This is a genomic window from Pseudonocardia lutea (assembly GCF_042658055.1).
Classification (GTDB): domain Bacteria; phylum Actinomycetota; class Actinomycetes; order Mycobacteriales; family Pseudonocardiaceae; genus Pseudonocardia; species Pseudonocardia lutea.
The window spans coordinates 1-25,674 of record NZ_JBHSQK010000070.1; the positions used below are offsets into that span (position 1 = coordinate 1).

The 25,674-nt window shown below is 74.3% G+C and carries 24 protein-coding genes; 5 read left to right on the forward strand and 19 right to left on the reverse strand.

The window, feature by feature from the left end:
* Window positions 1-512: 512 nt before the first annotated feature.
* The 11 genes from tyrS to argC all read right to left on the reverse strand — a co-directional run bounded on the left by tyrS (window position 513) and on the right by argC (window position 12,192).
* Window positions 513-1,784 (reverse strand): tyrosine--tRNA ligase, encoded by a 1,272-nt coding sequence (gene tyrS / locus ACFQH9_RS24130; RefSeq protein WP_379569233.1) that lies wholly within the window; start codon window positions 1,782-1,784, stop codon window positions 513-515.
* 82 nt (window positions 1,785-1,866) lie between these two features.
* Window positions 1,867-2,895: an iron-siderophore ABC transporter substrate-binding protein gene (locus tag ACFQH9_RS24135; RefSeq protein WP_379569235.1), complete on the reverse strand. Its 1,029-nt coding sequence runs from the start codon at window positions 2,893-2,895 to the stop codon at window positions 1,867-1,869.
* A 10-nt stretch (window positions 2,896-2,905) separates the two neighbouring features.
* Entirely contained in the window at window positions 2,906-3,577 is a 672-nt protein-coding gene (locus ACFQH9_RS24140) for a DNA-3-methyladenine glycosylase (RefSeq protein ID WP_379569237.1), read from the reverse strand.
* Window positions 3,578-4,996, reverse strand: coding sequence for an argininosuccinate lyase (gene argH / locus ACFQH9_RS24145; RefSeq protein ID WP_379569239.1), 1,419 nt, complete (start codon window positions 4,994-4,996; stop codon window positions 3,578-3,580).
* Entirely contained in the window at window positions 4,996-6,429 is a 1,434-nt protein-coding gene (argG, locus tag ACFQH9_RS24150) for an argininosuccinate synthase (RefSeq protein WP_379569241.1), read from the reverse strand. The genes argH and argG overlap by 1 nt, the downstream gene beginning before the upstream one ends.
* A 19-nt stretch (window positions 6,430-6,448) precedes the next feature.
* Window positions 6,449-6,943, reverse strand: coding sequence for an arginine repressor (locus tag ACFQH9_RS24155; protein WP_379569243.1), 495 nt, complete (start codon window positions 6,941-6,943; stop codon window positions 6,449-6,451).
* Window positions 6,944-6,968: 25 nt separating this feature from the next.
* On the reverse strand, window positions 6,969-7,955 hold the full coding sequence (gene argF, locus ACFQH9_RS24160; protein WP_379569245.1) for an ornithine carbamoyltransferase: 987 nt from the start codon (window positions 7,953-7,955) through the stop codon (window positions 6,969-6,971).
* Window positions 7,955-9,133 (reverse strand): acetylornithine transaminase, encoded by a 1,179-nt coding sequence (locus ACFQH9_RS24165; RefSeq protein ID WP_379569247.1) that lies wholly within the window; start codon window positions 9,131-9,133, stop codon window positions 7,955-7,957. The genes argF and ACFQH9_RS24165 overlap by 1 nt, the downstream gene beginning before the upstream one ends.
* On the reverse strand, window positions 9,130-10,017 hold the full coding sequence (gene argB, locus ACFQH9_RS24170) for an acetylglutamate kinase (RefSeq protein ID WP_379569249.1): 888 nt from the start codon (window positions 10,015-10,017) through the stop codon (window positions 9,130-9,132). Before argB ends, ACFQH9_RS24165 begins: the two co-directional genes overlap by 4 nt.
* Window positions 10,001-11,176, reverse strand: coding sequence for a bifunctional glutamate N-acetyltransferase/amino-acid acetyltransferase ArgJ (gene argJ, locus ACFQH9_RS24175; RefSeq protein ID WP_379569251.1), 1,176 nt, complete (start codon window positions 11,174-11,176; stop codon window positions 10,001-10,003). Before argJ ends, argB begins: the two co-directional genes overlap by 17 nt.
* Window positions 11,173-12,192 carry an N-acetyl-gamma-glutamyl-phosphate reductase gene (gene argC, locus ACFQH9_RS24180; RefSeq protein ID WP_379569254.1) on the reverse strand — a complete coding sequence of 340 codons (1,020 nt, stop codon included), beginning with the start codon at window positions 12,190-12,192 and terminating at the stop codon, window positions 11,173-11,175. Before argC ends, argJ begins: the two co-directional genes overlap by 4 nt.
* A 91-nt stretch (window positions 12,193-12,283) precedes the next feature.
* Here argC and ACFQH9_RS24185 point away from each other — a divergent pair, with 91 nt between their 5' ends.
* On the forward strand, window positions 12,284-12,961 hold the full coding sequence (locus tag ACFQH9_RS24185) for a DNA alkylation repair protein (RefSeq protein ID WP_379569256.1): 678 nt from the start codon (window positions 12,284-12,286) through the stop codon (window positions 12,959-12,961).
* Between the two features lie 94 nt (window positions 12,962-13,055).
* Here ACFQH9_RS24185 and ACFQH9_RS24190 read toward each other — a convergent pair whose 3' ends face one another.
* Window positions 13,056-14,102, reverse strand: coding sequence for an MBL fold metallo-hydrolase (locus ACFQH9_RS24190; RefSeq protein ID WP_379569258.1), 1,047 nt, complete (start codon window positions 14,100-14,102; stop codon window positions 13,056-13,058).
* A gap of 85 nt (window positions 14,103-14,187) precedes the next feature.
* Here ACFQH9_RS24190 and ACFQH9_RS24195 point away from each other — a divergent pair, with 85 nt between their 5' ends.
* From ACFQH9_RS24195 to ACFQH9_RS24205, 3 genes are all read left to right on the forward strand, one after another.
* Window positions 14,188-16,305 carry a bifunctional lysylphosphatidylglycerol flippase/synthetase MprF gene (locus ACFQH9_RS24195; protein WP_379569260.1) on the forward strand — a complete coding sequence of 706 codons (2,118 nt, stop codon included), beginning with the start codon at window positions 14,188-14,190 and terminating at the stop codon, window positions 16,303-16,305.
* 275 nt (window positions 16,306-16,580) lie between these two features.
* Entirely contained in the window at window positions 16,581-17,876 is a 1,296-nt protein-coding gene (locus tag ACFQH9_RS24200; RefSeq protein WP_379569262.1) for a PucR family transcriptional regulator, read from the forward strand.
* A 40-nt stretch (window positions 17,877-17,916) separates the two neighbouring features.
* The gene (locus ACFQH9_RS24205; protein WP_379569264.1) at window positions 17,917-18,567 is read left to right on the forward strand and encodes a TMEM175 family protein; all 651 of its coding nucleotides are present in this window, start codon (window positions 17,917-17,919) and stop codon (window positions 18,565-18,567) included.
* A 24-nt stretch (window positions 18,568-18,591) separates the two neighbouring features.
* On the opposite strand, the gene pheT is transcribed toward ACFQH9_RS24205, so the two are convergent.
* The 7 genes from pheT to ACFQH9_RS24240 form a co-directional block, all read right to left on the reverse strand.
* A complete protein-coding gene (gene pheT / locus ACFQH9_RS24210) occupies window positions 18,592-21,084 on the reverse strand; it encodes a phenylalanine--tRNA ligase subunit beta (RefSeq protein WP_379569266.1) in 2,493 nt (830 codons plus the stop codon).
* A gap of 10 nt (window positions 21,085-21,094) precedes the next feature.
* On the reverse strand, window positions 21,095-22,123 hold the full coding sequence (gene pheS / locus ACFQH9_RS24215; protein WP_379569268.1) for a phenylalanine--tRNA ligase subunit alpha: 1,029 nt from the start codon (window positions 22,121-22,123) through the stop codon (window positions 21,095-21,097).
* 9 nt (window positions 22,124-22,132) lie between these two features.
* Window positions 22,133-22,951, reverse strand: coding sequence for a TrmH family RNA methyltransferase (locus ACFQH9_RS24220; protein WP_379569270.1), 819 nt, complete (start codon window positions 22,949-22,951; stop codon window positions 22,133-22,135).
* 8 nt (window positions 22,952-22,959) lie between these two features.
* Window positions 22,960-23,346 carry a 50S ribosomal protein L20 gene (gene rplT, locus ACFQH9_RS24225; protein WP_379569272.1) on the reverse strand — a complete coding sequence of 129 codons (387 nt, stop codon included), beginning with the start codon at window positions 23,344-23,346 and terminating at the stop codon, window positions 22,960-22,962.
* 73 nt (window positions 23,347-23,419) lie between these two features.
* The gene (gene rpmI / locus ACFQH9_RS24230) at window positions 23,420-23,614 is read right to left on the reverse strand and encodes a 50S ribosomal protein L35 (RefSeq protein ID WP_232872832.1); all 195 of its coding nucleotides are present in this window, start codon (window positions 23,612-23,614) and stop codon (window positions 23,420-23,422) included.
* A gap of 92 nt (window positions 23,615-23,706) precedes the next feature.
* Window positions 23,707-24,297, reverse strand: a complete 591-nt coding sequence (gene infC, locus ACFQH9_RS24235; protein ID WP_379569275.1) for a translation initiation factor IF-3 — start codon at window positions 24,295-24,297, stop codon at window positions 23,707-23,709.
* A gap of 276 nt (window positions 24,298-24,573) precedes the next feature.
* Window positions 24,574-24,912 carry a DUF3817 domain-containing protein gene (locus ACFQH9_RS24240; RefSeq protein WP_379569277.1) on the reverse strand — a complete coding sequence of 113 codons (339 nt, stop codon included), beginning with the start codon at window positions 24,910-24,912 and terminating at the stop codon, window positions 24,574-24,576.
* Between the two features lie 155 nt (window positions 24,913-25,067).
* Between ACFQH9_RS24240 and ACFQH9_RS24245 the strand changes: the two genes are divergently transcribed.
* A complete protein-coding gene (locus ACFQH9_RS24245) occupies window positions 25,068-25,667 on the forward strand; it encodes a TIGR03086 family metal-binding protein (RefSeq protein WP_379569279.1) in 600 nt (199 codons plus the stop codon).
* Window positions 25,668-25,674 lie beyond the last annotated feature (7 nt).

Genomic DNA, 25,674 nt, shown 5'->3' on the forward strand with positions numbered 1-25,674 from the left:
ACACCCGCACACCATCACGCGACCGCATTCGCGATCTCGATCCGGGGCTTCCATCTCGGATTGTCACCCTACCAGAGCGATCCGCTCGGAGGCAACTCCCCTATCTTACGCATGCCCCCCGGCCAGGTCAAGCACCGGAGTCCCGCGCCGGTCCGTCCGTGCCCCGAGAGGCTCGGTCGAACCGATTGTCGTCGCCCGCCTGCGGTCTGACTCTGGGCCGGAGAACCCGTCCCGGTCTGTCGTGCTGACCGCCGTGGCGACGAGAGAGAAAGTTACACACCCGCTCCGGGGCTCCGAAAACCGGGGGGGCACTTTCGCCGTTCGCGCAGGTCAGGGGCGGCAGCGCAGTGATCGTCCCGCGACAGCCCCTCGACCCCGCCCGCGCGACCGCCCCCGCGGTCGACCCGTCCCGGTCCCGGGCACCCGGAGGCGAACGGGCCCGGCACGCCCCTCGTGGGGGTGCGTACCGGGCCCGAATCCCGTGCGCGTGATCTCGGCGACCTCGCGCGGAGTCAGCGCGCCACGCGCACGCCGGCGAGGTTCCGCTTGCCGCGCCGGAGCACCAGCCAGCCGCCCGCGAGCAGGTCGTCCGACGACGGGGTCCACTCCTCGTCGTCGATCTTCGCGTTGTTCACGTACGCCCCGCCCTCCTTCACGGCGCGGCGCGCGGCCCCCTTGCTCTCGACCAGCCCGGTCGCCACCAGGAGGTCGACGATCGTGCTGCCGGCCCCGAGCGACGTGTCCGTGGTCGGCACCTCCGCCATCGCCGCGCTCAGCGTTCCGGCCTCCAGCTCGCCGAGCTCGCCCCGCCCGAAGAGCGCCGACGAGGCGGCGATCACCTGCGCGGTCGCCTGCGGCCCGTGCACCAGGGTGGTCAGCTCCTCGGCGAGCCGGCGTTGGGCGAGCCGCAGGTGCGGGCGCTCGGCCGTCTCCTTCTCCAGCTGCTCGATCTCCTCCCGCGGCAGGAAGGTGAACAGACGCAGGTACCGGCCGGCGTCGGCGTCGGCGACGTTGACGAAGTACTGGTACCAGGCGTACGGCGAGGTCAGGTCCGGATCGAGCCAGATGCTGCCGCCACCGGTGGACTTGCCGAACTTGCGTCCCTCGGAGTCGGTCACCAGCGGGGTGGTCAACGCGTGTGCGGTCCCGCCGTCCACCCGCCGGATGAAGTCCGCGCCGCCGACGATGTTGCCCCACTGGTCCGACCCGCCGATCTGCAACCGGCAGCCGTAGCGCCGGTACAGCTCGAGGTAGTCCTGGGACTGCAGCAGCAGGTAGCTGAACTCGGTGTAGGACAGCCCGTCCCCGGCGAGGCGGCGCTTGACCGTCTCGCGCGCCAGCATCACGTTGACCGAGAAGTGCTTGCCGACGTCCCGCAGGAAGGTCAGCACGCTCTGGTTCCCGGTCCAGTCCAGGTTGTTCGCGACGAGCGCTCCGGTGGCCGAGTCGTCGAAGGTCACGAACCGCTCGAGCTGCCCGCGGATCCGCGTGGCCCACTCGGTGACCGTCTCGACGCTGTGCAGCGACCGCTCGCCGACGTCACGCGGATCGCCGATCTGCCCGGTCGCCCCGCCGGCCAGCACGATCGGCCGGGCCCCGGCCTCCTGGAAGCGGCGCAGGGTGAGCAGCGGGATCAGGTGCCCGGCGTGCAGGCTGGCGGCCGTCGGGTCGAACCCGCAATAGAGGGTGAGCGGCTCGGGTCCCTCGAGGTCCTTGCGCAGGGCGTCGAGATCGGTGCTCTGCGCGATCAGGCCGCGCCACTCCAGCTCGTCGAGGATGCTCACGAACCCAATCCTCCCCGATACGCGGACGGCCCGTCCCCCGGGTCGCGGGGACGGACCGGTGGTCGGGCGGCTCAGCGGGGCGTCATGCGAGCTCGGCGTTCATGTCCGCCGGCAGGCTGTCGAGCAGCGCCGGCAGGCTGAGCACGCTGGAGAACGACAGCGCCGCGGACTGCTCCGGCGTCGGGGTGAAGGCGTGGCCCTCCCGCACCGGCGTCAGGCTCGAGTATCCGGGCAGGTTCTGGAACGCCTGCGTCTCGGCGTCGCTCGCCGTGATGAGCACGAGCGAGTCGACCGAGTTCAGCTTCGAGATCTCCTCGGTCGAGATCGTGGCGTAGAAGTTCGACCCGGCCAGCTGGTCGAAGTCCTGTGGGACGGTCATGCCCAGCGCCTCGAAGAACCGCGCCCGCAGGTCCTGCGAACCCCACACGAAGAACGACGCGTTGTCCGCCGTGCTCGGCCGCACACCGGCCACCGTCCTGCCCTGCAGCGCCGGGCTCGCGGCCTTGACCTGGGCGAACCGGGCCTCCAGGTCCGAGATCAGCTTCTCGGCCTCGGCGCTCCTGCCGAGCGCCTGGCCGGTGAGACGGGTGGCGTCCTGCCACGGGGTGCCGTAGTCGACGAACCCGGCCGGCTGTGCGATCGTCGGCGCGATCTCGGAGTAGGTGTCGTACTGCTCCTGGGTGAGGCCCGCGGAGATGCCGACGATCAGGTCGGGGCGCAGGGCGGCGAGCGCCTCGGTGCTCACCTCGCCGACCGGCAGGACCTGCGGCCGCCGGCCCTGCAGCTCGTCCTGCGCCCACTCCCACGTGGCGGAGGGCTTGTTGCCGGTGAACTCGCGGATCGCGACCGGGACCACGCCGAGCGCCAGGATCGCGTCCTGGTCGGTGTAGCCCAGCGACACGACGCGCTGCGGGGCGGCCGGCACCGTCGTGGTCCCGTACTTGTGCGTGACGGTCGCCGGGAAGACATCCGAGGTGCCGGAGGGAGCGGTGCTCCCCGGTCCGGACCGGTCACCACCGCCCGAACCACCGCAGCCCGCGAGGACGAGGGCGCCCGCGAGCAGCAGGCCGACGAGCGTGAGGAGTCGGCCCGGCCGACGATCGACGATCATGGCAGGAAGGTTAGGCTCGCCTTTCCTGCCTGTCCATCTCGGTGCGGTCTCGTGACGTCACGGAACGGACGCGGCCCGGCCGGTACGGGCTCACCTCGGGCGCCCCGTCGACCCAGAAGCGCCAGGGCGTGTCGTGCGCGGCGGCGACGCCCACCCGCGGACCGGTGCGGATCCGCTCGGCCGGCACGGGCTCCCCCGCCACGACCCGCACCGGCGAGTCCGGCGAGGTGACGTCGACGCCGTTGTGCTCCCGGCCGAGCCCGAGCAGCGAGGCCAGGCGCGCGGGCCCGCGAGCCAGGTCGGCGTCGCGCCGGGCCGTCGGCCGCCGGACCCGGGCGATCCCCGGGTCCGACACCACCCGGCCGGCCCGCAGCAGCACCGCGCCGGCCTCGCCCTCCTGCAGACAGGTCACGTTGGCGCAGAAGTGCATGCCGTAGACGAAGTAGACGTACAGGTGCCCCGCGGGGCCGAACATCACGGCGTTGCGCGGGGTCCGGCCCCGGTAGCTGTGCGACGCCGGGTCGTCCGCCCCGCGGTAGGCCTCCACCTCGACGAGCTCGACGGCGACCAGGCCCTCGGGCGTGTCCGCCTCGACGGTGCAGCCCAGGAGCCGGGCCGCCGCGGGGAGCACGTCCGTGGCGAGCTCCTCGCGGGCGATCAACGGCCGGGTCGGCGCCGCCACTCAGCCGCTCACCCGGGCCCGCGCCGCGGCGGAGGCGAGGCGCAGGCCGTCGAGCTGCTCCTCCACCCGCGGACCGGCGGTGCCGCCGCGGGCGTCCCGGGAGGCGATGGAGCCCTCGACCGTGAGCACCTCCCGCACCGCCGGGGTAAGGGCGGGGTGCACGCCGGCCAACTCGGCATCGGTGAGGTCCTCGAGCCCGACGCCGCGTGCCTCGGCCGCGCGGACGCACCCGCCGGCGGCCTCGTGCGCCACCCGGAACGGCACGCCCTGCCGCACGAGCCACTCCGCGACGTCCGTGGCCAGGGTGAAGCCCGCGGGCGCGAGCTCGGCGAGCCGGTCGGTGTGGAAGACCAGCGTCTCGACCATGCCCGCCACGGCCGGGAGCAGCAGCTCGAGCTGCTCGACGGAGTCGAACAGCGGCTCCTTGTCCTCCTGCAGGTCCCGGTTGTACGCCAGCGGCAGGCCCTTGAGCGTGACCAGCAGGCCGGCCAGGTTGCCGATCAGCCGCCCCGCCTTGCCGCGCGCCAGCTCGGCGACGTCGGGGTTCTTCTTCTGGGGCATGATCGAGCTGCCGGTGGAGAAGGCGTCGTCGAGCGTGACGTAGGAGAACTCCGCCGTGGCCCAGAGGATGACCTCCTCGGACAGCCGCGACAGGTCGACCGCGACCATGGCCAGCACGAACGCGGCCTCCGCCGCGAAGTCCCGCGCGGCGGTGCCGTCGATCGAGTTCTCCGCCGACGAGTCGAAGCCCAGCTCGGCGGCCACGGCCTCGGGATCCAGCCCGAGCGAGGAGCCGGCGAGCGCTCCCGAGCCGTACGGCGAGACCGCGGCCCGCCGGTCCCAGTCCCGCAGCCGGTCGACGTCCCGGACCAGGGCCTGGGCGTGCGCGGCGAGCTGGTGCGACAGCAGCACCGGCTGGGCGTGCTGCAGGTGGGTGCGGCCGGGCATCGGCGCGTCCGGGTAGGCGGTGGCCTGCGTGACGAGCGCGTCGACCACGTCGAGCACACCCGACGCGATCCGGCGCGCGGCGTCCCGCAGCCACATCCGGAACAGGGTGGCGACCTGGTCGTTGCGGGACCGCCCGGCCCGGAGCTTGCCGCCCAGGTCCGCCCCGGCCCGCTCGATCAGGCCGCGCTCCAGCGCGGAGTGCACGTCCTCGTCGCCGGGGGCGGGGACGAACGCCCCCGACTCGACCTCCGACTCCAGCTTGGCCAGCGCGTCGAGCATCCCGGCCAGCTCGTCGTCGGACAGCAGGCCGGCCCGGTGCAGCACCCGGGCGTGCGCCTTGGACCCGCGGATGTCGTACGGCGCGAGCCGCCAGTCGAAGTGCGTGGACTTGCTCAGCGCGGCCAGCGCGTCCGCCGGACCGCCGCTGAACCGGCCACCCCACAGCGCCGAACCCGATCCGGAGCCCGCCATCAGTCGTTGCCCGCTTCCAGGGCGGCGGCGTCGAGGGACTTCTCCGACTCGCGCTCCTCGGCCCGGTCGGCCGCCGCGATCCGGTCGAAGCCGCCCGACGGCAGCTCGCCGAACAGCGTGCCGTGCTCGACGAGCACGGTGCCCTGCTCGGCCGGCTGCCCGGCGTAGGCCTCCAGCTTGGCGCGGGAGTCGGCGATGTCGAGGTTGCGCATGGTGAGCTGGCCGATCCGGTCCGTGGGCCCGAAGGCGGCGTTCTCGACGCGCTCCATGGAGAGCCGGTCCGGGTGGTAGGAGAAGCCGACCCCCTCGGTGTTCAGGATCGTGTAGTCGTCCCCGCGGCGCAGGCGGAGCGTGACGGTGCCGGTGACCAGCGACGCGATCCAGCGCTGGATCGACTCGCGGATCATCAGCGCCTGCGGGTCCAGCCAGCGGCCCTCGTAGAGCAGCCGCCCGAGCTTGCGGCCCTCCGAGTGGTAGTTGGCCAGGGTGTCCTCGTTGTGGATCGCGTTGAGCAGCCGCTCGTACGCGGCGAAGAGCAGCGCCATCCCGGGCGCCTCGTAGATGCCGCGCGACTTGGCCTCGATGATCCGGTTCTCGATCTGGTCGGACATGCCCAGGCCGTGGCGCCCGCCGATCGCGTTGGCCTCCAGGACCAGCGCGACCTGGTCCGCGAACCGCCTGCCGTTGATCGCCACCGGGTACCCGCCCTCGAAGGTGACCGCGACGTCCTCGGTCTCGATCGCGACCGAGGGGTCCCAGAACTTCACCCCCATGATCGGCTCGATGGTCTCCAGGGACACGTCGAGGTGCTCCAGCGTCTTGGCCTCGTGGGTCGCGCCCCAGATGTTGGCGTCCGTGGAGTAGGCCTTCTCGGCCGCGTCCCGGTAGGGCAGCCCGTGGGCGGTGAGCCACCGGCTCATCTCGTCCCGCCCGCCCAGCTCCTGGACGAAGTCGGCGTCGAGCCACGGCTTGTAGATGCGCAGCTCGGGATTGGCCATCAGGCCGTAGCGGTAGAACCGCTCGATGTCGTTGCCCTTGAAGGTCGAGCCGTCGCCCCAGATGTTCACGCCGTCGGCCTGCATCGCGCGCACCAGCAGCGTCCCGGTGACCGCGCGGCCCAGCGGCGTGGTGTTGAAGTACGTCCGGCCGCCGGACCGGATGTGGAAGGCGCCGCACGCCAGCGCCGCCAGGCCCTCCTCCACCAGCTGCGGCTTGATGTCGACCGCGCGGGCGATCTCGGCGCCGTACTGCTTCGCCCGGGCGGGGACGCCGGAGATGTCGGCCTCGTCGTACTGCCCGAGGTCGGCGGTGTAGGTGCACGGGATCCCGCCCTTGTCGCGCATCCAGGCGACCGCCACGGAGGTGTCGAGGCCACCGGAGAAGGCGATGCCGATGCGCTCGCCCTTGGGGAGGGAGGTCAGGACCTTGCTCACTTCGATGGTGCTCCTTGGTCTACAGGTCGAGCAGTCGCGCGACGACCTCGGCCCCGGTGAGCGGCTCGCGGGCCACCACCAGGACGGTGTCGTCGCCCGCGATCGTGCCGACGACGTCGTTCAGGGCGGCGCGGTCGAGCGCGCTCGCCAGATAGTGGGCCGCACCGGGCGGGGTGCGCAGGACGGCGAGGTTGCCGCTCGCGTCCGCGGACACCAGCAGCTCCCCCAGCAACCGGGACACCCGGCCGGTGCCGCCCTCGATCCCGCGCACCGGGCTGCCGTCCTCCGGGATCACGTACACCGGCGGCCCGCCGTCCGCGCCGCGCAGCTTGACCGCGCCGAGGTCGTCGAGGTCCCGGGACAGCGTGGCCTGGGTGGTCTCGATGCCCTCGGCCTCGAGCAGGCCGAGCAGCTCGCCCTGGCTGCGCACCGCGCGCCGGGTGATGAGCTCGACGATCCGGGCCTGGCGGGCGACCCGGCTCGCGGCCTGGTTGCGGGGGCGGGCCGAGGTCACGGGCGGGCCCCTCCGGTGCGCGGGCTCATCGCGGGTCGCTCCCGGACCGGACCGGGTCCATCAGCCAGGCGAGCAGGGCCTTCTGGGCGTGCAGCCGGTTCTCGGCCTCGTCCCACACCGCGCTGGCGGGCCCGTCGAGCACCTCGTCGGTGATCTCGTCGCCGCGGTGCGCGGGCAGACAGTGCAGGACGATCGCCCGCTCGCCCGCGTGCGCGAGCAGCTCGGCGTTGAGCTGGTACGGCCGGAACGGCGCCGCGCGGTCGCGCCCGTCGGCCTCCTGCCCCATGGACACCCAGGTGTCGGTGACGACGACGTCCGCCCCCTCCACGGCCGCCCGCGCGTCGGACAGGACCTCGGCCGATCCGCCGGTGGCCGAACCGTGGGCCTTGGCGTCCCGCAACACGTCCGGGTCCGGGGTGAAGCCCGCCGGCGCCCCGATCCGCACGTGCATCCCCGCCAGCGTGCCGCCCAGCAGCAGCGACTGCGCCATGTTGTTGGCGCCGTCGCCGAGGTAGGTCAGCGTGAGCCCGGCGGTGCGGCCGAACCGCTCCCGGACGGTCAGCAGGTCGGCGAGCACCTGGCAGGGGTGGAACTCGTCCGTGAGCGCGTTGACCACCGGCACGGACGACGCCCCCGCCATCGCCTCGAGCCGCGTCTGCCCGGCGGTCCGCCACACCACGGCGTCGACGAACCGGGAGAGCACCCGCGAGGTGTCCTCGATCGTCTCGCCCCGGCCGAGCTGGCTGCTGGCCGCGTCGAGGATCACCGGCTGCCCGCCGAGCTGGGTGATGCCCACCTCGAACGACACCCGGGTCCGGGTCGACGACTTGTCGAACAGCACCGCCACCGGACGCGGCCCCACCAGCGGCAGGTGCGCGAACCGGTCCGCCTTCATCTCCGCGGCCAGGGCCAGCACCTCGGCCTGCTCCTCGGGCGACAGGTCGTCGTCCCGCAGGAAGTGCCGCGGCCTGCCCTTCCCGACGCCGCGCGCCGGCCCCCCGACGACGCTCATCAGACCGTCCCGCCGGACTCGTCGAGGATGCCGGGCAGGTCCTCGAGGAAGCCCTGCGCCTGCGCCTCGGTGAGGATCAGCGGCGGCGCGAGGCGCACCCGGGTCGGCACCGCGTTGTTGACCAGGTACCCCCGCTCGCGGGCCTTCGCCGCCACGCCGGCGGACACGGGCTGGTTCAGGCCGATGCCGATGTGCAGGCCGGCGCCGGAGACGTCCGAGACCACCGGGTGCGCGAGCCCCTCGAGCCCGGCCACGATCTCCTTGCCGAGCCGGTCGACGTGCTCGAGCAGCCCGTCGTTGTCGATCGTGCTGAGCACGGCCAGCGCCGCGGCGCAGCTCACCGGGTTGCCGCCGAAGGTGGTGCCGTGCTGGCCGGGTTCGAGCAGGCCCGCGGCGGCGCCGATGCCGATGCAGGCGCCGATCGGCAGGCCGCCGCCGAGGCCCTTGGCCAGGGTGACGACGTCCGGCACCACGCCGGTGGCCTGGTGGGCGAACCAGGCGCCGGTGCGCCCGATGCCGGTCTGGATCTCGTCGAGCACCAGGAGGGCGCCCTTGCGCGAGGTGATCTCCCGCGCCGCCGCGAGGTAGCCCTCGGGTGGCACGATCACGCCGGCCTCGCCCAGGATCGGCTCGAGGAACACGGCCGCGGTCTGCTCGGTGACCGCCGCCTCGAGCGCCTCCACGTCGCCGTACGGGATGTGCTCGACGCCCGGGGGCATCGGCTCGAAGGGATCGCGCTTGGCCGGCTGCCCGGTGAGGGCGAGCGCCCCCATCGTCCGGCCGTGGAACGCGTCCTGGCACGCCACGATCTTCGGCCGGCCGGTGCGCCGCGCGATCTTGAACGCCGCCTCGTTGGCCTCGGCGCCCGAGTTGCAGAACAGCACCCGCGCGCTCTCCTGTCCGAGCAGCTCCAGGAGCTTCTCGGCGAGCTGCAGCGGCGGCTCGGTGATGTAGAGGTTCGAGGTGTGGCCCAGCGTGGCGATCTGCCGGGTCACCGCCTCGACGACGGCGGGGTGCGCGTGGCCGAGGGAGTTCACCGCGATCCCGCCGAGCAGGTCGAGGTAGCGGTTGCCCTCGGCGTCCCACACCACCGCGCCCTCGCCGCGCACCAGGGTGAGCGGCGGCGTGCCGTAGTTGTTCATGAGCGCGTGCTGCCAGCGCTCGGCGTAGCCGGTCATCCGGGCACCACCATGGTTCCGACTCCCTCGCTGGTGAAGACCTCGAGCAGGACCGAGTGCGGCACCCGCCCGTCGATCACGTGAGCCTGGGGGACCCCGCCCCGCACCGCCCGCAGGCAGGCCTCCATCTTCGGCGCCATCCCGCTCTCCAGCTCCGGGAGCATCGGCTCCAGCTCGGCGGCGGTGAGCGCGGAGATGATCGAGTCGGGGTCCGGGTAGTTCGCGTACAGGCCCTCGACGTCCGTGAGCACCACGAGCTTCGCGGCGTCGAGGGCGGGCGGGGNGCTGTCGGCGTTGATGTTGTAGACCTGTCCCTCCGGCCCGGGGGCCACGCCCGCGACGACGGGGATCCGGCCGGCCTTCACGATGTCCAGCACCGCGTCCGGGTTGACCTCCACCACGTCGCCCACCAGGCCGATGTCCACGGACTCGCCCCCGACGAGCGCCGTGCGCTTCTCGGCGGTGAACAGCCCGGCGTCCTCCCCGGAGAGCCCGACGGCATACGGCCCGTGCTGGTTGACCAGCCCGACGAGCTCGCGGCCCACCTGGCCGACCAGCACCATCCGCACGACGTCGATCGTCTCGGGCGTGGTCACCCGCAGCCCGCCGCGGAACTCGCCCGGCAGCCCCAGCCGCTTCAGCATCGCGCTGATCTGCGGACCGCCGCCGTGCACGACGACCGGGTGGATGCCGGCGAGCCGCAGGAACACCATGTCCTGCGCGAAGGCCTGCTTGAGCTCCTCGTCGATCATGGCGTTGCCGCCGTACTTGACCACGACCACCTGCCCGTGGAACCGCTGCAGCCACGGCAGGGCCTCGGCCAGCACGCCGGCCTTCTCCCCGGCCCGCTTCAGCCGGGCGGGTGTCTCAGGAGGAGTAGGCACTGTTCTCCTCCACGTAGGCGTGCGACAGGTCGGTGGTGAGGATCTCCGCCTCGCCCGACCCGAGGCCCAGCTCCACCTCGACGAGGACGTCCTCGCCGGAGAGGTCGGCCAGCGACCGGTCCTCCGCGGCGACGCCGCCCCGGCAGAGGGTGACGCCGTTGATCGTGACGTCGAGCCGCTCGGGGTCCAGGTCGGCGTCGGCGTACCCCGCCGCCGCGGCGACCCGCCCCCAGTTCGGGTCCGACCCGAACAGCGCGGTCTTGACCAGCGAGTCCCGGGCGACGGTCCGGGCGACCACCACGGCGTCGTCCTCGCTCGCGGCGCCGGTCACCCGCACGGTGACGCGCTTGGTGACGCCCTCCGCGTCCGCCTGCATCTGCCGGGCGAGGTCCTTGGCGACCTCGGTCAGCGCCGCGGCGAGCTCCTCCTCGCCGGGGGTGATCCCGGAGGCGCCGGAGGCCAGCACGACCACCGTGTCGTTGGTCGACATCGAGCCGTCGACGTCCAGCCGGTCGAAGCTCACCCGGACCGCGGCGTGCAGCGCCCGGTCCAGGACCTCCGGCTCGACGGCCGCGTCCGTGGTCAGCACCGACAGCATGGTGGCCATCGAGGGCGCGATCATGCCGGCGCCCTTGGTGAGCCCGCCGACGCTCCAGCCCTCGCGGGCGGCGACGGCCTGCTTGGCCACGGTGTCGGTGGTCATGATCGCGGTCGCCGCGGCGAGCCCGGCCGCCGGCGTGGCGTCCAGCGCCGCGGCGGCCTTCTCGACGCCGGCCAGCACCGTCTCCCGCGGGAGCTGCGCCCCGATCAGGCCGGTCGAGCAGACCGCGACCTCGATCGCGCCGCACTGCAGCACCTCGGCCGCCTTCTCCGCGGTGGCGTGCGCCGTCCGGAAGCCCTCCGGGCCCGTGCAGGCGTTGGCCCCGCCGGAGTTGAGCACGACGGCCTTCAGCCTCCCGGTGGTCAGGACCTGCTGGGACCAGAGCACCGGGGCGGCCTTGACCTTGTTGCGGGTGAAGACGGCCGCGGCCGTCTGCCCGGGCCCGTCGTTGACGACGAGCGCCAGGTCCGGTCTGCCGCTCGCCTTGATGCCGGCGATGACCCCGGCGGCCCGGAAGCCCCGGGGGGCGGTGACGCCCTGGCCGGACGGTGCGCTCACGGCGCCACCCCCGTGGTCGGCAGGCCGGTGGTCTCGGGCAGGCCCAGGGCGATGTTCATGCACTGGATCGCCCCGCCCGCGGTGCCCTTGGCCAGGTTGTCGATCGCCGCGACCACCACGAGCCGCGCGGCGTCGACGTCGACCGCCACCTGCAGGTGCACGGTGTTCGACCCGAGCGTCGCCTTGGTCGTGGGCCACTGCCCCTCGGGCAGCAGGTGCACGAAGGGCTCGGCCGCATAGGCCTTGTCGTAGACCTCGCGCGCCTCGGCGCCCGCGCCGGTCAGCGGCGCGGTACAGGTCGCGAGGATGCCCCTGGGGAGGGGCGCGAGGACGGGGGTGAAGCTCACGGAGACGGGCCTACCGGACACCCCCGACAGGTTCTGCGCGATCTCCGGGGTGTGCCGGTGCGCGCCCCCCACCCCGTAGGCGGACAGCGACCCCATCACCTCCGCGCCGAGCAGGTGCGGCTTGAGCGACTTCCCCGCGCCGGACGTCCCGGTGACGGCGGTGATCACGACCTCCGGGCCCACGAGCCCGGCCGCGAGGGCGGGCGCGAGGGCGAGCGAGGAGACCGTCGGGAAGCAGCCCGGCACGGCGACCCGGGTGGTGCTGCGCAGCGCCTCCCGGCCGCCGGGCAGCTCGGGCAGCCCGTACGGCCAGTGGCCGGCGTGCTCGCCGCCGTACCACCGGTCCCACGCGTCGGCGTCCCGCAGCCGGTGGTCCGCGCCGCAGTCGATCACCAGCGTCGACCCGCCGAGCTGCGCCGCGATCTCCGCGGACCTGCCGTGCGGCAGCGCGAGGAAGACCACGTCGTGCCCGCCGAGCACCTCCGCCGTACTCTCCTCGAGCACGCGGTCGGCCAGCAGCGGCAGGTGCGGCTGGAACTCGCCCAGTCGTCGTCCCGCGTTGCCGCCCGCCGTCAGCGCACCGATCTCGACCTCGGGGTGCTGCAGGAGGAGACGCAACAGCTCTCCCCCGGCGTACCCGCTGGCTCCCGCCACCGCGATCCGTACCACGCGCAAGATTATGCATGGTCGTGAAATCTCATGCAAAGGCGTTCCCGCTCACCCTCCCCGAAGGGGTGGCGTCCGGGCTTAGGCTGACCTCATGAGCACCCTGGCCGACGCGCTGCGCGCCGGGCTCGCCGCGGCCGCCGACCCGGAGGCCGCCCCCGTCATGCAGGCGTACATGAAGTCGGACATGCCGTTCCGCGGGGTCCCGCAGCCGGTCCGTGCGCGGATCCTGCGGGAGTGCGTCCAGGCCGCCCCGCCGCCGACGCCCGGGGCCCTCGCGGCGGTCGCCGACGCGCTGTGGGACGGCGCGGAGTTCCGCGAGGAGCGCTACCTGGCCACCGCCCTGGCCGGCTACCGCGCGTACGCTGCCTGGCCCGACGCGGACTGGCTCCCCCGCTACCGGCACTGGGTGGTCACCGGTGCCTGGTGGGACCACGTGGACGAGATCGCCTCCCGCCTGGTCGGGCCGCTGCTGCGCCGCGACCCCGTGCGCGTCACGCCGGTGATGCGGCGCTGGGCCACCGACCCCGACCCGTGGCTGCGCCGCACGGCGATCGTCTGCCAGCTGCAGTCCAAGGGCGACACGGACGTCGACCTGCTCGCCGAGGCCATCGAGGCCAGCCTCAAGGACGAGGGTTTCTTCCTGCGCAAGGGGATCGGGTGGGCGCTGCGCCAGCACGCGCGCACCGACCCGCTGTGGGTGCGGGAGTTCGTCGACAGCCATCCCGACCTCTCGCCGCTGTCCCGCAAGGAGGCCCTCAAGCACCTCTAGCCCCCACGAGTCGGCACTTCCCCGGCACCGAACCCCACATCCCGGGACCTCCCGGGATCGCACCTCCGGTCGCAGGAGACTGCCGACTCGCGGATCAGAGGACGTAGGTGCTGCCCGCGCTCGGGGCGATCCAGGCCTCGGGCAGCGCGGCGGCCAGGGCGTGCTGGGCACGCCAGCCCGTGCAGTGCCCCGGGACCAGGGCCGCGGGCGCCAGCTCGCGCAGGGCGGCGACCGTCGGCGGGATGACCGGCTCGAAGTACGGGCCGTTGAGGTGCAGGCCCCCGAGCAGCGCGTACAGCTCGGGCACCCCGGTCAGCCGCCGCGCGTGCCGGACGATGTTGACCGCCCCGGCGTGCCCGCAGCCGGTCAGCACCACCAGGCCCTTGTCCTTCACGTGCACGACGAGCGCCTGGTCGTCGACCACGGCGGCGTCGTGCTCCCAGGCCGACCCGGTCCACGCCTGGTGCGCGGGCGGCATGCCCCGCTCGAACTCGGTGGTCCGGTCCACCTCACCGGTGATCAGCACCGCGCCGTCGAGGAGCACGGACGGGACCCGGCGCTCGACGAGCTCGAACCCCTCCCCCGCGAGTGCCCGCGGGCTCAACGTCGGCAGCTCGCGCGCCTCGCCCCCGGGCGGCGCGAGCCGGCGCCGGGTCCACGCGGCCGGGTGCAGCACCATCGGCAGCGCCCGGGTGCCCTTGCGGCCGGCCAGCCCGGCCAGGCCGCCGGCGTGGTCCGGGTGTCCGTGGCTGAGCACGATCCCCTGGATCCCGGTGAGGTCCGCGCCGACCCGCCCGGCGTTGACCACCAGCGCGTCGGGCGAGAGGCCGGCGTCGAACAGCACCGACGTGGTCGCAGTGCCGCGCCGCACGGTGACGAGGGCGGCGAACCCGTGCTCGGCCCGCAGCCCCACGTCCGCGGCGCCCCCCAGGAACTGCGCCGCGGTGGCCCGGCCCGCCCCGAGCCCGACCCGTGAGACCCGCTCGTCGCCGACGAGCAGGGCGTCGAAGACGTTCTCCACCAGTGTGGTGATCCGGATCTCGTCGACCGGCTCGAGCCGGATCGGGTCGACCGCGGGGCCCTCGGCGGGGCGCGGGAGGCCCTGCGCGACCTCGGCCGGGCTCGCGTGTCCCTCGCACATGGGCGCACCGTAACGCCGCCCCCGATCCGCCGAACAGCCACGAGACGACCGGCGGTCGCGGCACGCCCGCCACGGGGAGGCGACGATGTCCGACAGCACGACGGCCCGCCCGGCCCGGGCCCTCCCGGCCCTCGCCCCGCTGCGCTCCCGCGTGCTGACGCTGGTCCGCCGCACCCCGTTCACCAGCGCCGTCGTGCTCGCGATGATCGTCGCGGGGTTCGCCACCGGCGCGTTCTGGCGGGCCGCCGCGGACCAGCCGTGGTACCCGTGGATCGCCTACGGCGTGCCGTCGCTGGAGGGCGGCCGCTGGTGGACGCTGTTCTCCGGGCCGTTCCTCGCCGTCGTCCCGCCCTTCTACCTGGTCATGACCGGCAGCTTCGCGCTCTTCGTCGGCTGGGCCGAGTGGCGGCTGGGCACCGGTCTCGCCGCGCTCACCGCGGTCGTCGGGCAACTGGTGGGCATCCTCTCGGCGCTCGGCTTCCTGCTCCTCGTGCGCGGCATCGGCTGGCCCTGGGCCGACACGACGAGCCGGCTGCTCGACGTCGGGTTCTCGGCCGGCGCCCTCGCCGCGCTCGCCGTGACCAGCGCGACCCTGCGCCCGCCGTGGCGGCTTCGGCTACGGCTCGCGCTGGCCCTCTACGTGCTCGCCTCCGCGGTCTACCTCGGCTCGCTCGCCGACCTGGAGCACCTCGTCGCGGTGCTGATCGCGCTGGTCGCGGGACCGCGGCTGGTGCGGGGCCGGGCGGTGCCGGCGACCCGCCCGAGCCGCCGGGAGTGGCGGCTGCTCGCGGTGTTCCTGCTCGTGCTGATGGCCGCGGGCTCGGTGCTGAGCTTCCTGCTGCCGGGCGACGGCCCCCTCGGCCCGACCGGCGACCCGGAGACGAGCTGGATCGACCTCGCGGTCACGCTCGTCGTGGTCGTGCTGCTGGTCAACGGCCTGCGCAAGGGCCGACGCGTCGCGTGGCGGTGGGCCGTCGGGCTGGCCGCGCTCAACGTGTTCCTGGGCCTGCTGGTCGCGGCGGTGTTCGTCGTGGCGGCGCTGGTGGAGGGCGGCGTGGCCGTCCTCGACCAGCCGGGCATCTTCGTGGCCGACCGGCTCGCGTGGGCGGTGCTGCTGGTCCTGCTCCTGGTCGGGCGGCGGGCCTGGCGGGTCCCGTCCCGCCGGGCCCGGCGGGCGGTCGGCGGGGTCACGGACCGGGAGACGGCGGTCGGGCTGCTCGAGCGGCACGGCGGCGGCACCGTCTCGTGGATGGCCACCTGGCCGGACAACGAGTGGTTCGTGACCGCCGACGGCGAGGCGTGCGTGGCCTTCCAACGGCACGCCGGGGTGGCCCTGGGCCTGGGCGACCCGATCGGGCCGGAGCCCCTGGCCGCCCTGGAGGAGTTCGCGGTGCGCAGCGAGACGGCCGGGCTCATCCCCTGCCTGTTCTCCGCGTCCGACCCCGTCGCCCGCGCGGCCCGGGAGGCCGGCTGGTTCAGCGCGCAGGTCGCCGAGGACACGCTCGTCGACCTGCCGCGGCTGGAGTTCCGCGGCAAGGCCTGGCAGGACGTGCGGTCCGCGCTGAACAAGGCGGGCAAGCAGGGGATCACGCACCGGCTGGTCCGGCTGGCCGACGAGCGCCACGGCGTCGTCGACCAGGTCCGGGAGCTCTCGGAGCAGTGGGTCGGCGGCAAGGGGCTGCCGGAGATGGGGTTCACCCTGGGCGGGGTCGACGAGGCGCTCGACCCGCACGTCCGGGTGGGGTTGGCGGTCGACGCCGACGGCCTGGTGCACGGCGTGACCTCGTGGCTCCCGGTGTACGCGCCCGGGGGCACGGTCCGGGGCTGGACGCTGGACGTCATGCGGCGGCGGGAGGGCGGGTTCCGGCCCGTCGTCGAGTTCCTCATCGCCTCCGCCTGCCTGGCGTTCCGCGAGGAGGGGGCGGAGGTCGTGTCGCTGTCGGGGGCGCCGCTGGCCCGGACCGACGCCTCCGGGGACACCGCGGTGCTCGACCGGCTGCTCGACACCCTCGGGGCGCGGCTGGAGCCGCTGTACGGCTTCCGCTCGCTGCACGCCTTCAAGGCCAAGTTCCAGCCCCGCTACGAGCCCATGCACCTGGTGTTCCGCGACGAGGCGGACCTCCCGCGGCTCGGTGTGGCGCTGACCCGCGCCTACCTGCCCGACACCTCGACCCGCGAGCTCCTCCGGCTCGCCCGCGCGTAGGCGACGGCGCGGCGCGGGAACGCCGCGAGCCCCGCGGGACCGTGCCCTGTCCCGCGGGGCCACCGGCGAAGGGCCCCCCTTCCCCCCGGCCGCGACGACGGCCCCCGGTCGACCCCGGAACCGTCGTGACCATCCGACACCACCGAGGTGCGGTTATTCTTCGCCTCGCACGCCAACGTCCCGCGACCCTCTTGTCGCCCCGGCGCAACGCCGACCCGGAGGTGGGCCCGATCCCCGCTGACCCCGCCGCGCGCCCGCTCGCCGGGCGGACGTGGATGGACGCGCTCGAACCCGGCGGGGCCGTGGTCGAGGTGCGCTGCGCCCCGGAGAGCTTCGAGCAGACCGTCGCCACCGTGGGCCTGCAGGCCGCGCGGTGGGGCCTGGAGGCCGCCCAGCGCGGGGCCGAGTCGGCGATCGGGGGCGGCCCGCGCACCGCCGAGACCGTCCGCCAGCTGCTCAGCGCCTGCCAGGGCTGCTTCCTCGCCGTGCTGCGCGGGCTGCGCGACGAGGTCCCGGCCGCGGACCTCCCCGTCCCGGAGGAGCTCCTGGCGTCGGTCCGGGGCGCGGTCCGCGGCGGGGTGCCCCTGCCGCGGCTGCTGCGGATGATGTGGACCGCGCACTTCACCGCGCTCGACGCCCTCGTGGCCGCCACCGAGCGTGTCGCGCCGCCCGCGGAGGCCGCCGCCGAGGCCCGCGGGCTCACCACCGAGTCGTTCGCCTACGTCGAGGCGTTCAGCGACGCCGTCGAGCGCCGCTACGCCGTGGAGCTCGCCGACTGGACGGGATCGGCGGCGGCCGAGCGGATGCGGGTCGTCGAGGAGATCCTGGCGGACGGGTCGGTCGACCGGGGCGCGGCGGAGGCGGCGCTCGGGTACGCGCTGGGCGGCTGGCACGTCGCCGTCCTGCTCACCGCGGACCGGACGGCGGTCCGGCTCGACGCCGAGGTCGGCCGGCTCGCCGACGTCCTCGACGCCGACGCCACCGTGAGTCTGCACCGCTCCCCGACGCTGCTCTGGGGCTGGCTGCACCGGCCCGGCCGGCCCGACGCGGAGCCCGCCGAGCGGATCCGCTCCGCCGGGCCGCTCGCCGTCGGGGTACGGGTGGCGGTGGGGCCCGCCGCCGACGGCCCCGCCGGGTTCCGCTGGAGCCACGTCGCCGCGCAGGAGGCCGCCCGGCTGGCCGGGCTGGGGCACGGGGGCGTCGTCGGGCACGCCGACGTCGCCGTGGCGGGCCTGCTCACCGCGAACGCGGAGCACGCCGGCCGGTTCGCGCTGGACACGCTGGGTCCCCGGCTGTGCACGGCGTCGCCGAAGGCGCGGCGGTTGCGCGAGACGCTCGCCGCCTACCTGGAGGCGGGCCGCAGCCGGGCCGCGGCCGCGGACCGGTTGCACGTCTCGCCGGGGACCGTCGCCTACCGCGTCAAGCAGGCCGAGGACCTGCTCGGCGAGAGCGTCGAGGGCTCGGGGCGGACGCTCATGGTCGCCCTGGAGATCATGCGGGCCTTCGACGCCGTCGGGCGGGATCCGGCCACGACCACCGGCGGCGGCCCGCTGGGCGGCGAGGGGCTCTAGGGTCCTGTGCGCGCCGACGGGAGATCGCTACAGTCCCCGCATGGCCGAGGCGCCCGCCCACGAGACCGAGGACGAGTTCGGCCCGACCGAGCGCGGGGCGGCCGAACGCCTCACCTTCTTCTCCGACGCCGTCGTGGCCATCGCGATCACCCTGCTCGCGATCGACCTGCAGGTGCCCCAGGGTGACACGGCCGCCGAGCTCGCGGCCGGGTTCACCGCCAACCGCGGCGAGTACCTGGCCTTCCTCATCAGCTTCGCCGTGATCGCCCGGCACTGGATCACCCACCACGGGGTGTTCCGCTACGTCGCGCGGGCCACGCTCCCGCTGATCTGGCTGAACATGCTGTGGCTGCTGCTCATCGTGCTCACGCCGTTCTTCACGCGGTTCATCGCCGAGGACCACGTCGACTTCGCCCGCTTCTCCGTGTACGCCCTCGCCGAGACGGTGCAGATCGGCACGTTCGCCGTCATCGTCGCGATCCTCGGGCGCACCCGGGCGTTCGTGCCCGGCACGCCCTGGCGGCTCGTGCGTTACGGCTGGGTGCCGTCCGCGGTCACCGGGTTCGCGTTCCTGGTGTCCATCCCGCTGTTCCCGCTCCTCGACATCTGGGCGTTCGCGGTCTGGGTGGCGGTGCCGTTCGTCGGCGACCGGATCACGAACGCGCTGGGCGTCACCGGCCGGGACGACTGAGCCGGCCCGGCCGGCCTCGCGCCCTCAGCGCAGGACGGCCCCGACGCGCTCGGCCGCGAGGGCGACGGCCGCGTCCCGGGCCGCGTTGGCCTCCTCGTTCGTCAGCGTCCGGTCCGGCGCGCGGAACCGGAGCGCGTAGGCGAGCGAGCGGTTGCCCTCGCCGACCTGCGCACCGGTGTAGACGTCGAACAGCCGGACCTCCTCCAGCAGTTCGCCCCCGCCCTCGGTCAGCGCCGCGGCCACCTCGGCGGCCGGGACCGCCTCGTCCGCGACCAGGGCGACGTCGACCGACACCGGCGGGTACGGCGAGACCTGCGGCGCCGGGCGCTCGTCCCGCAGCGGGATCGCGTCGAGGTCCAGCTCCATCGCGCAGGTGCGTGGGGGCAGCCCCAGCGCCTCGACGACCTTCGGGTGCAGCTCGCCGGCGTGCCCGACGACCCACTCCCCCACCCGCAGCGCGGCGCACCGGCCGGGGTGCCAGGGCGCGAGCCCGGCCTTGGTCACCCGCAGCTCCACCCCCGAGGCCGCCCCGACGAGCCGGCCCGCCTCGACGGCGTCCTGCCAGCCGGCCGCGCGCCCGGACCCCCACCAGCCGCGGGGCTCGCGGTGCCCGGTGAGCACGACGCCGACGTGCACGGGCTGCGCGGGCAGCGCGGCCTCGATCATCGCGATCTCGGCGTCCGTGGGCCGCCGGTCGACGCCCGGGTCGGGCATCGGCACCGGGTTGCGGTGCGGCAGCACGACCTGCCCGATCGTGTACAGCGCGAGGTCGTCGAACCCGCGGGCCTTGTTGCGCACCAGGGTCTCGAGCAGGCCCGGCAGGAGCGTGGTCGCGAGCCGGTCGCGGTCGGCGTCGAGCGGGTTGGCGACGGCGACGGTCCGCCGCCGGACGTCGTCCTCGGGCAGCCCCAGCGCGTCCCACGTGGCGTCGCCGACGAACGGGAAGGGCTCGACCTCGACGTGCCCCGTCTCGGCCAGCGCCCGGGACACGGCCCGCTTGCGCAGCTGGGCGGGGGTGAGCCCGCGCCCGGCCGGCGCCGGGGGCAGCGTCGACGGGATGGTGTCGTAGCCCTCGAGCCGCAGGACCTCCTCGACCAGCGCGGCCGGCAGGTCCAGGTCGGGCCGCCAGGACGGCGGCGTGGCGACGACCACGGTGACCGAGCCGGTCCGGTCGTCCGCGTCGGTCTCCAGCTCGACCGCGCAGCCCACCTGGGTGAGCCGCGCGACGGTGGCCCCGCGCTCGTAGGTCACGCCGGCGGTGCGGTCCGGCAGGTTCAACGGCATCCGCACCGGCGGCAGCACCGGCGCGGCGCCGACGTCCGTGCGGCCCGGCTCGATCCGCCCGCCGCCGTGCTCCACCAGCAGGTTCGCGACCCGCTCGGCCGCGATCGGCGGGAGCTGCGGGTCGACGGACCGCTCGAAGCGCTTCGCCGCCTCGCTGGGCAGCTTGTGCCGGCGGGCGGCGCGGGCGATCACCGTGGGCGCGAAGTGCGCGGCCTCGATCACCACGTCGACCGAGCCGGTCTTGTCCAGCGGGATCTCGGTGGACGCCCCGCCCATCACACCGGCGAGCCCGATGGCGCCCGAGTCGTCCGCGATGACCAGGTCGTCCGGGTCGAGGGTGCGCTCGACGTCGTCGAGGGTGCGCAGCTTCTCCCCCGGCTCGGCGCGGCGCACGACGATCCCGCCCTGCAGCCGGGTCGCGTCGTAGGCGTGGATCGGCTGGCCGAGGTCGAGCATCACGAAGTTGGTGACGTCGACGGTCAGCGAGATCGGCCGCATCCCGGCGGCGAGCAGCCGCCGCTGCATCCACCACGGGGTGGGCGCGCTGGCGTCGACCCCGGTGACCCGGCGGGTGACGAACCGCGGGCAGCCCGCCTCGTCGGCGATGCGGACCGGCCAGGCCGGGCCCTCCGCCTCGGGGACCTGCACCCGTCGGGCCGGGTCGGTGTAGTCCTCCCCGAGCGAGGCCGCCAGCTCGCGCGCGATCCCGCGCACGGCGAAGCAGTAGCCCCGGTCCGGGGTGATGGCCAGCTCGACGACCGGGTCGTCGACCCCGAGCAGCGGCAGCGCGTCGGCCCCCGGCTCGGCGGTGCCGGGCGGCAGCACGAGGATGCCGGAGTGGTCGGCGCCGAGGCCCAGCTCCTTGGCCGAGCAGATCATCCCGTCCGAGACCCGGCCGTAGGTCGTGCGCGACGAGATGGGGAACGGGCCGGGCAGGACCGCGCCGGGCTCGGCCACCACGACGAGGTCGCCGACGACGAAGTTCCGTGCGCCGCAGACGATCCCGCGGACCGCCTGCCCGAGGTCGACCCGGCAGGAGCGGATCGGCTTCTTGAACTCGGTGAGCTCCTCGATCTCCAGCACGCGGCCGACGGTCAGCGGGCCGGTCAGCTCCGGCGTCCCGTGGATCTCCTCGAGCTCCAGGCCGACGCGCACGAAGGCCTCGCCGACCGCCTCCGCGTCGGCGGGGACCTCGGCGACGTGGTCGCGCAGCCAGGACAGGGGGACTCGCACCGAATACTCCTCAGATACCGAACGCGCGGCTGAAGCGGACGTCGCCCTCGACCATGTCCCGCATGTCGGGCAGGCCGTTGCGGAACTGCAGGGTGCGCTCCAGGCCCATGCCGAAGGCGAAGCCGGAGTAGACCTCCGGGTCGACGCCGCAGGCGCGCAGCACGTTGGGGTTGACCATGCCGCAGCCGCCCCACTCGACCCAGCCGGCGCCGCCCTTCTTCTCCGGGAACCAGACGTCGACCTCGGCCGACGGCTCCGTGAACGGGAAGAAGGAGGGCCGCAGCCGGGTGGTGGACTCCTCGCCGAACATGGCGCGGGCGAACGCGTCGAGCGTGCCCTTCAGGTGCGCCATCGTGATGCCCTCGTCCACCGCCAGGCCCTCGACCTGGTGGAAGACCGGGGTGTGGGTGGCGTCGAGCTCGTCCGTGCGGAAGGTCCGGCCGGGGCAGACGACGTACACCGGCAGCTCGCGCTGCAGCAGGGCCCGGACCTGCACCGGCGAGGTGTGGGTGCGCAGGACCATGTCCTGCCCCTCGCCGAGGTAGAAGGTGTCCTGCATGGTGCGCGCCGGGTGGTCCTTGCCGAAGTTCAGCGCGTCGAAGTTCAGCCAGGAGGACTCGACCTCGGGGCCCTCGGCGACCTCGTAGCCCATCGCGACGAACACGTCCGCGATCCGCTCGGCGATCTGGGTGATCGGGTGCCGGGCGCCGCGGGGGTGCCGGTCCCAGGGCAGGGTGACGTCGACGGACTCCTCGGCCAGCACCCGCGCGTCCCGCTCGGCGAGGAGCACCTCGCGGCGGGCGTCGAACGCGGCCTGGACCTCCTGGCGGGCGGCGTTGACGCGCTTGCCGGCCTCGGCCCGCTCGGGGCCGGGCAGGCTGCCGAGGGAGCGGCGGGCCAGCAGCACGGGGGCCTTGTCGCCGAGGTGCGCGGGCTTGGCCGCGGCCAGCGCGTCGAGGTCACCGGCGGCGTCGAACGCCTCGACCGCGGCCTTGACGGCGGCGCTCAGCGACGCGGCGTCGAGCAGGTTCTCGGTCATCGGCTTCCCTCATGCACGGTCGGTGATCCTAGAACGCCGGTGCGCGGCGCTCGCGTACAGGCAGACCGCCGCGGCGGCGGCCAGGTTGAGGCTCTCGGCGCGGCCGTAGAGCGGGACCCGGACCCGATGGTCGGCGGCCTCCAGCACGGTCTCCGGCACGCCGTGTGCCTCGCCACCGAATATCCATGCCACCCGGCCGCCGAGGACCTCCGCGGCCTCCGGGGAGTGCAGGTCCAGCTCGCCGTGCCCGTCGGCCGCGAGCAGGGTGAGCCCGGCGGCCCGGCAGGACCCGAGCACCCGCGGGGTGTCCCGGTCCCGGGCGACCGGGAGGTGGAAGACGCTGCCGGTGGAGGCGCGCACGGCCTTGCCGTTGTGCGGGTCCACGCTGTCCCCGGCCAGCAGCACGGCGTCGGCCCCCGCGGCGTCCGCGGCGCGCAGGACGGTGCCGGCGTTGCCGGGCTCGGAGACGCCGGCGAGGACGGCCACGAGCTGCGGGGAGCCGGCCAGCGCCTCGGCGACGGGGACGTCGATCAGGTCGCAGACGGCCACCAGGCCCTGCGGGGTGACCGTGTCGGAGAGGATCTCGGCGACCCGGTCGCTCACGGTCGTGACCGGGATGCCCTGGCCCTCGGCGATGCCGACGATGTCGGCGTTGCGCTCGACGGCGAGCGGGGTCGCGAAGAGCTCGTGCACCCGGACCTCTCCGGTGACGGCCTCGCGGACGGCCTGGGCGCCCTCGACGAGGAAGCGCCCGGCCTTCTCACGGCCCGCGCGCCGCAGCAGCTTGCGGGCTGCCACGACGCGCGGGGAGCGTTCCGTTCCGAGCATGTGCTCGGTCAGGCGGCGCTCTCGTTCTGCGGCGCCTGGGCCGGGACGTTGGCCTTGGCGACCTCGACCAGGGCGGCGAACGCGGTCGGGTCGCTGATCGCGAGCTCCGACAGGTTCTTGCGGTCCACCTCGACGCCCGCGGCCTTGAGCCCCTGGACGAAGCGGTTGTAGGTCATGCCGTTGGCGCGGGCCGCGGCGTTGATGCGGGTGATCCACAGCTGCCGGAAGTCGCCCTTCTTGGCGCGACGGTCCCGGTAGGCGTAGGTCATCGAGTGGAGCTGCTGCTCCTTGGCCTTGCGGTACAGCCGGGACCGCTGACCGCGGTAGCCGCTCGACGCCTCGAGGATCGTCCGGCGCTTCTTCTGGGCGTTCACCGCGCGCTTCACGCGTGCCATGGGTCTGTCCTGTCTCTCGGGTGGCCGGCCCCGGAGCTGGGCGGGCCGGTTCAGCGGGTGGGTGCGGTGAGGCTCAGCGGCCGAGCAGCTTCTTGACGCGCTTGACGTCGGCCTTGTTCACCGGGACGACGCCGGAGAGGTCCCGGGTCTCCTTGCTCGACTTGACCTCGAGCCGGTGGCGCAGGCCGGCCTGCTGGCGCAGGAGCTTGCCGCTGCCGGTCACCTTGACCCGCTTGGCCGTTCCCTTGTGCGTCTTGTTCTTGGGCATGGCTGATCCGTTCGGTGTCGCGGTGCGCCCGGGGACGCACCGTGGGGGACCTCCCGGCCGGGGCCGGGAGGTTCGTGCCGCTTGCTGCAGACTCAGGCCTGGGGCTCGGCCTCGGCCGGGGCCTGCTGGGCCGCCGGGCGCTTGACCGGCTTCTTGGTCGGAGCGAGCACCATCGTCATGTTGCGGCCGTCCTGCTTCGGGGCGGCCTCGACGGTCCCGAGCTCCTGCACGTCCTCGGCGAGCCGCTGCAGCAGCCGGTAGCCCAGCTCGGGCCGGCTCTGCTCACGACCGCGGAACATGATGGTGACCTTGACCTTGTTGCCACCCTCGAGGAAGCGCACGACGTTGCGCTTCTTGGTCTCGTAGTCGTGGGTGTCGATCTTCGGCCGGAGCTTCTGCTCCTTGATCACCGTGAGCTGCTGGTTCCGCCGGGACTCCCGGGCCTTCTGCGCGCTCTCGTACTTGAACTTGCCGTAGTCCATGAGCTTGCAGACGGGCGGGCGGGCCTGGGCCGCGACCTCGACGAGGTCGAGCTCGGCCTCCTGCGCCAGCCGCAGGGCGTCCTCGATACGCACGATGCCGACCTGCTCGCCGTTCGGGCCGACGAGCCGGACCTCGGGAACGCGGATGCGGTCGTTGATGCGTGTCTCTGTGCTGATGGGGTCTCCTCGTTGTGCCGTCATGTCCTGCGACGACAAGCAAAGACCCGTCGATCAGAGCGGCCCGCGCCGAGGCGGACCGCCGACCGGGACCCGGACACCTGTCGAGCGGTGAACGGGTGGGAGCGGGGCTCCACTTGATCGCCCTGACGCGCGGTAGAACGCGCGACGGGGTGGTCGCATTCCGCAGGGTACACGGGCCCTCTGTCCCCCGTCAGCGAGGGGGCGGGGCAGGGCACGTGATCGTCGCGTCCGGAACGAAGTCCGCGCTGTGCGCGGATTCCGTTCCACTCCCGACGATCAGGAGACCCGGAGCCTGCCCTGCCGGGCGGCGCGGCGCTCGAACCAGACGGTCATGAGCGGCGGGACGCTGGAGACCAGCGCCAGGACCAGGGTGCCGGCGTTCCAGCGCAGGCGGCGCGCGGCGAGGAGCGTCACGAGCAGGTAGAGCACGAACAGGGCGCCGTGGATCGGGCCGAAGATCTTCACGCCGATCTCGTCCTGCACCATCACGTACTTGAAGAACATGCCGATCAGCAGGCCCACCCAGGAGCAGGCCTCGGCGATCGCGACCGCGCGGAAGAGCCGGCCGATACCGGTGACGGCGGGGGTGGCGGCGGCCTCGGTGCTGGTGCTCATCGCACTCCAAGTCTGGTTCGTCCGGATCGGCGGGTCGTCTCCATGGTGCCCGACCGACGAGCGCGAACTTCTACCGGGTGTCGAATTCCACTCGCCGCCGATGAGTTCCGCGCACCGCCCCGGTCGTAGGGGTACGAGCCGACCGAGGAGGACCCGTGACCACCGCGACCGCCCGCACCGTCCCGACCCTCGACCTTGAGCCCGCCGCCCGCCGGCTGGCCGCGCTGCTCCCGGGTATCCGCGCCGAGCAGCTGACCGACCCGACGCCCTGCCCGGACTTCACCGTGGCCGCCCTGCTCGACCACCTGGTGGGGCTGGCGAAGGCCTTCACCGACGCGGCGCACAAGACCCCCACCGGCGGCGCGCCCGTCCCGTCGGCCGCGCACCTCGACCCCGACTGGCGCACCGAGCTGCCGGACCGGCTGGCCGCGCTGGTCGCCGCGTGGCGCGAGCCGGCGGCGTGGGAGGGCGAGACCGAGGCCGGCGGCGTCGTGCTGCCCGCCCACGTGCACGGCGTCGTCGCGCTCGACGAGATCGTCGTTCACGGCTGGGACCTGGCCCGCGCCACCCGTCAACGCTTCTCGGTGGACGCTGCGAGCGCGGCGGCGTGCCTGGAGTTCTGTTCGTCGTTCGCCCAGGGCGAGGCGGTCGACGGCCTGTTCGGGCCCGCGGTGCCGGTCGGCGAGGGTGCTCCGGTCTTCCACCGCGTCCTCGGCCACGCCGGTCGCGACCCCCACTGGTCCCCGAACCGGTAGCCGCGGG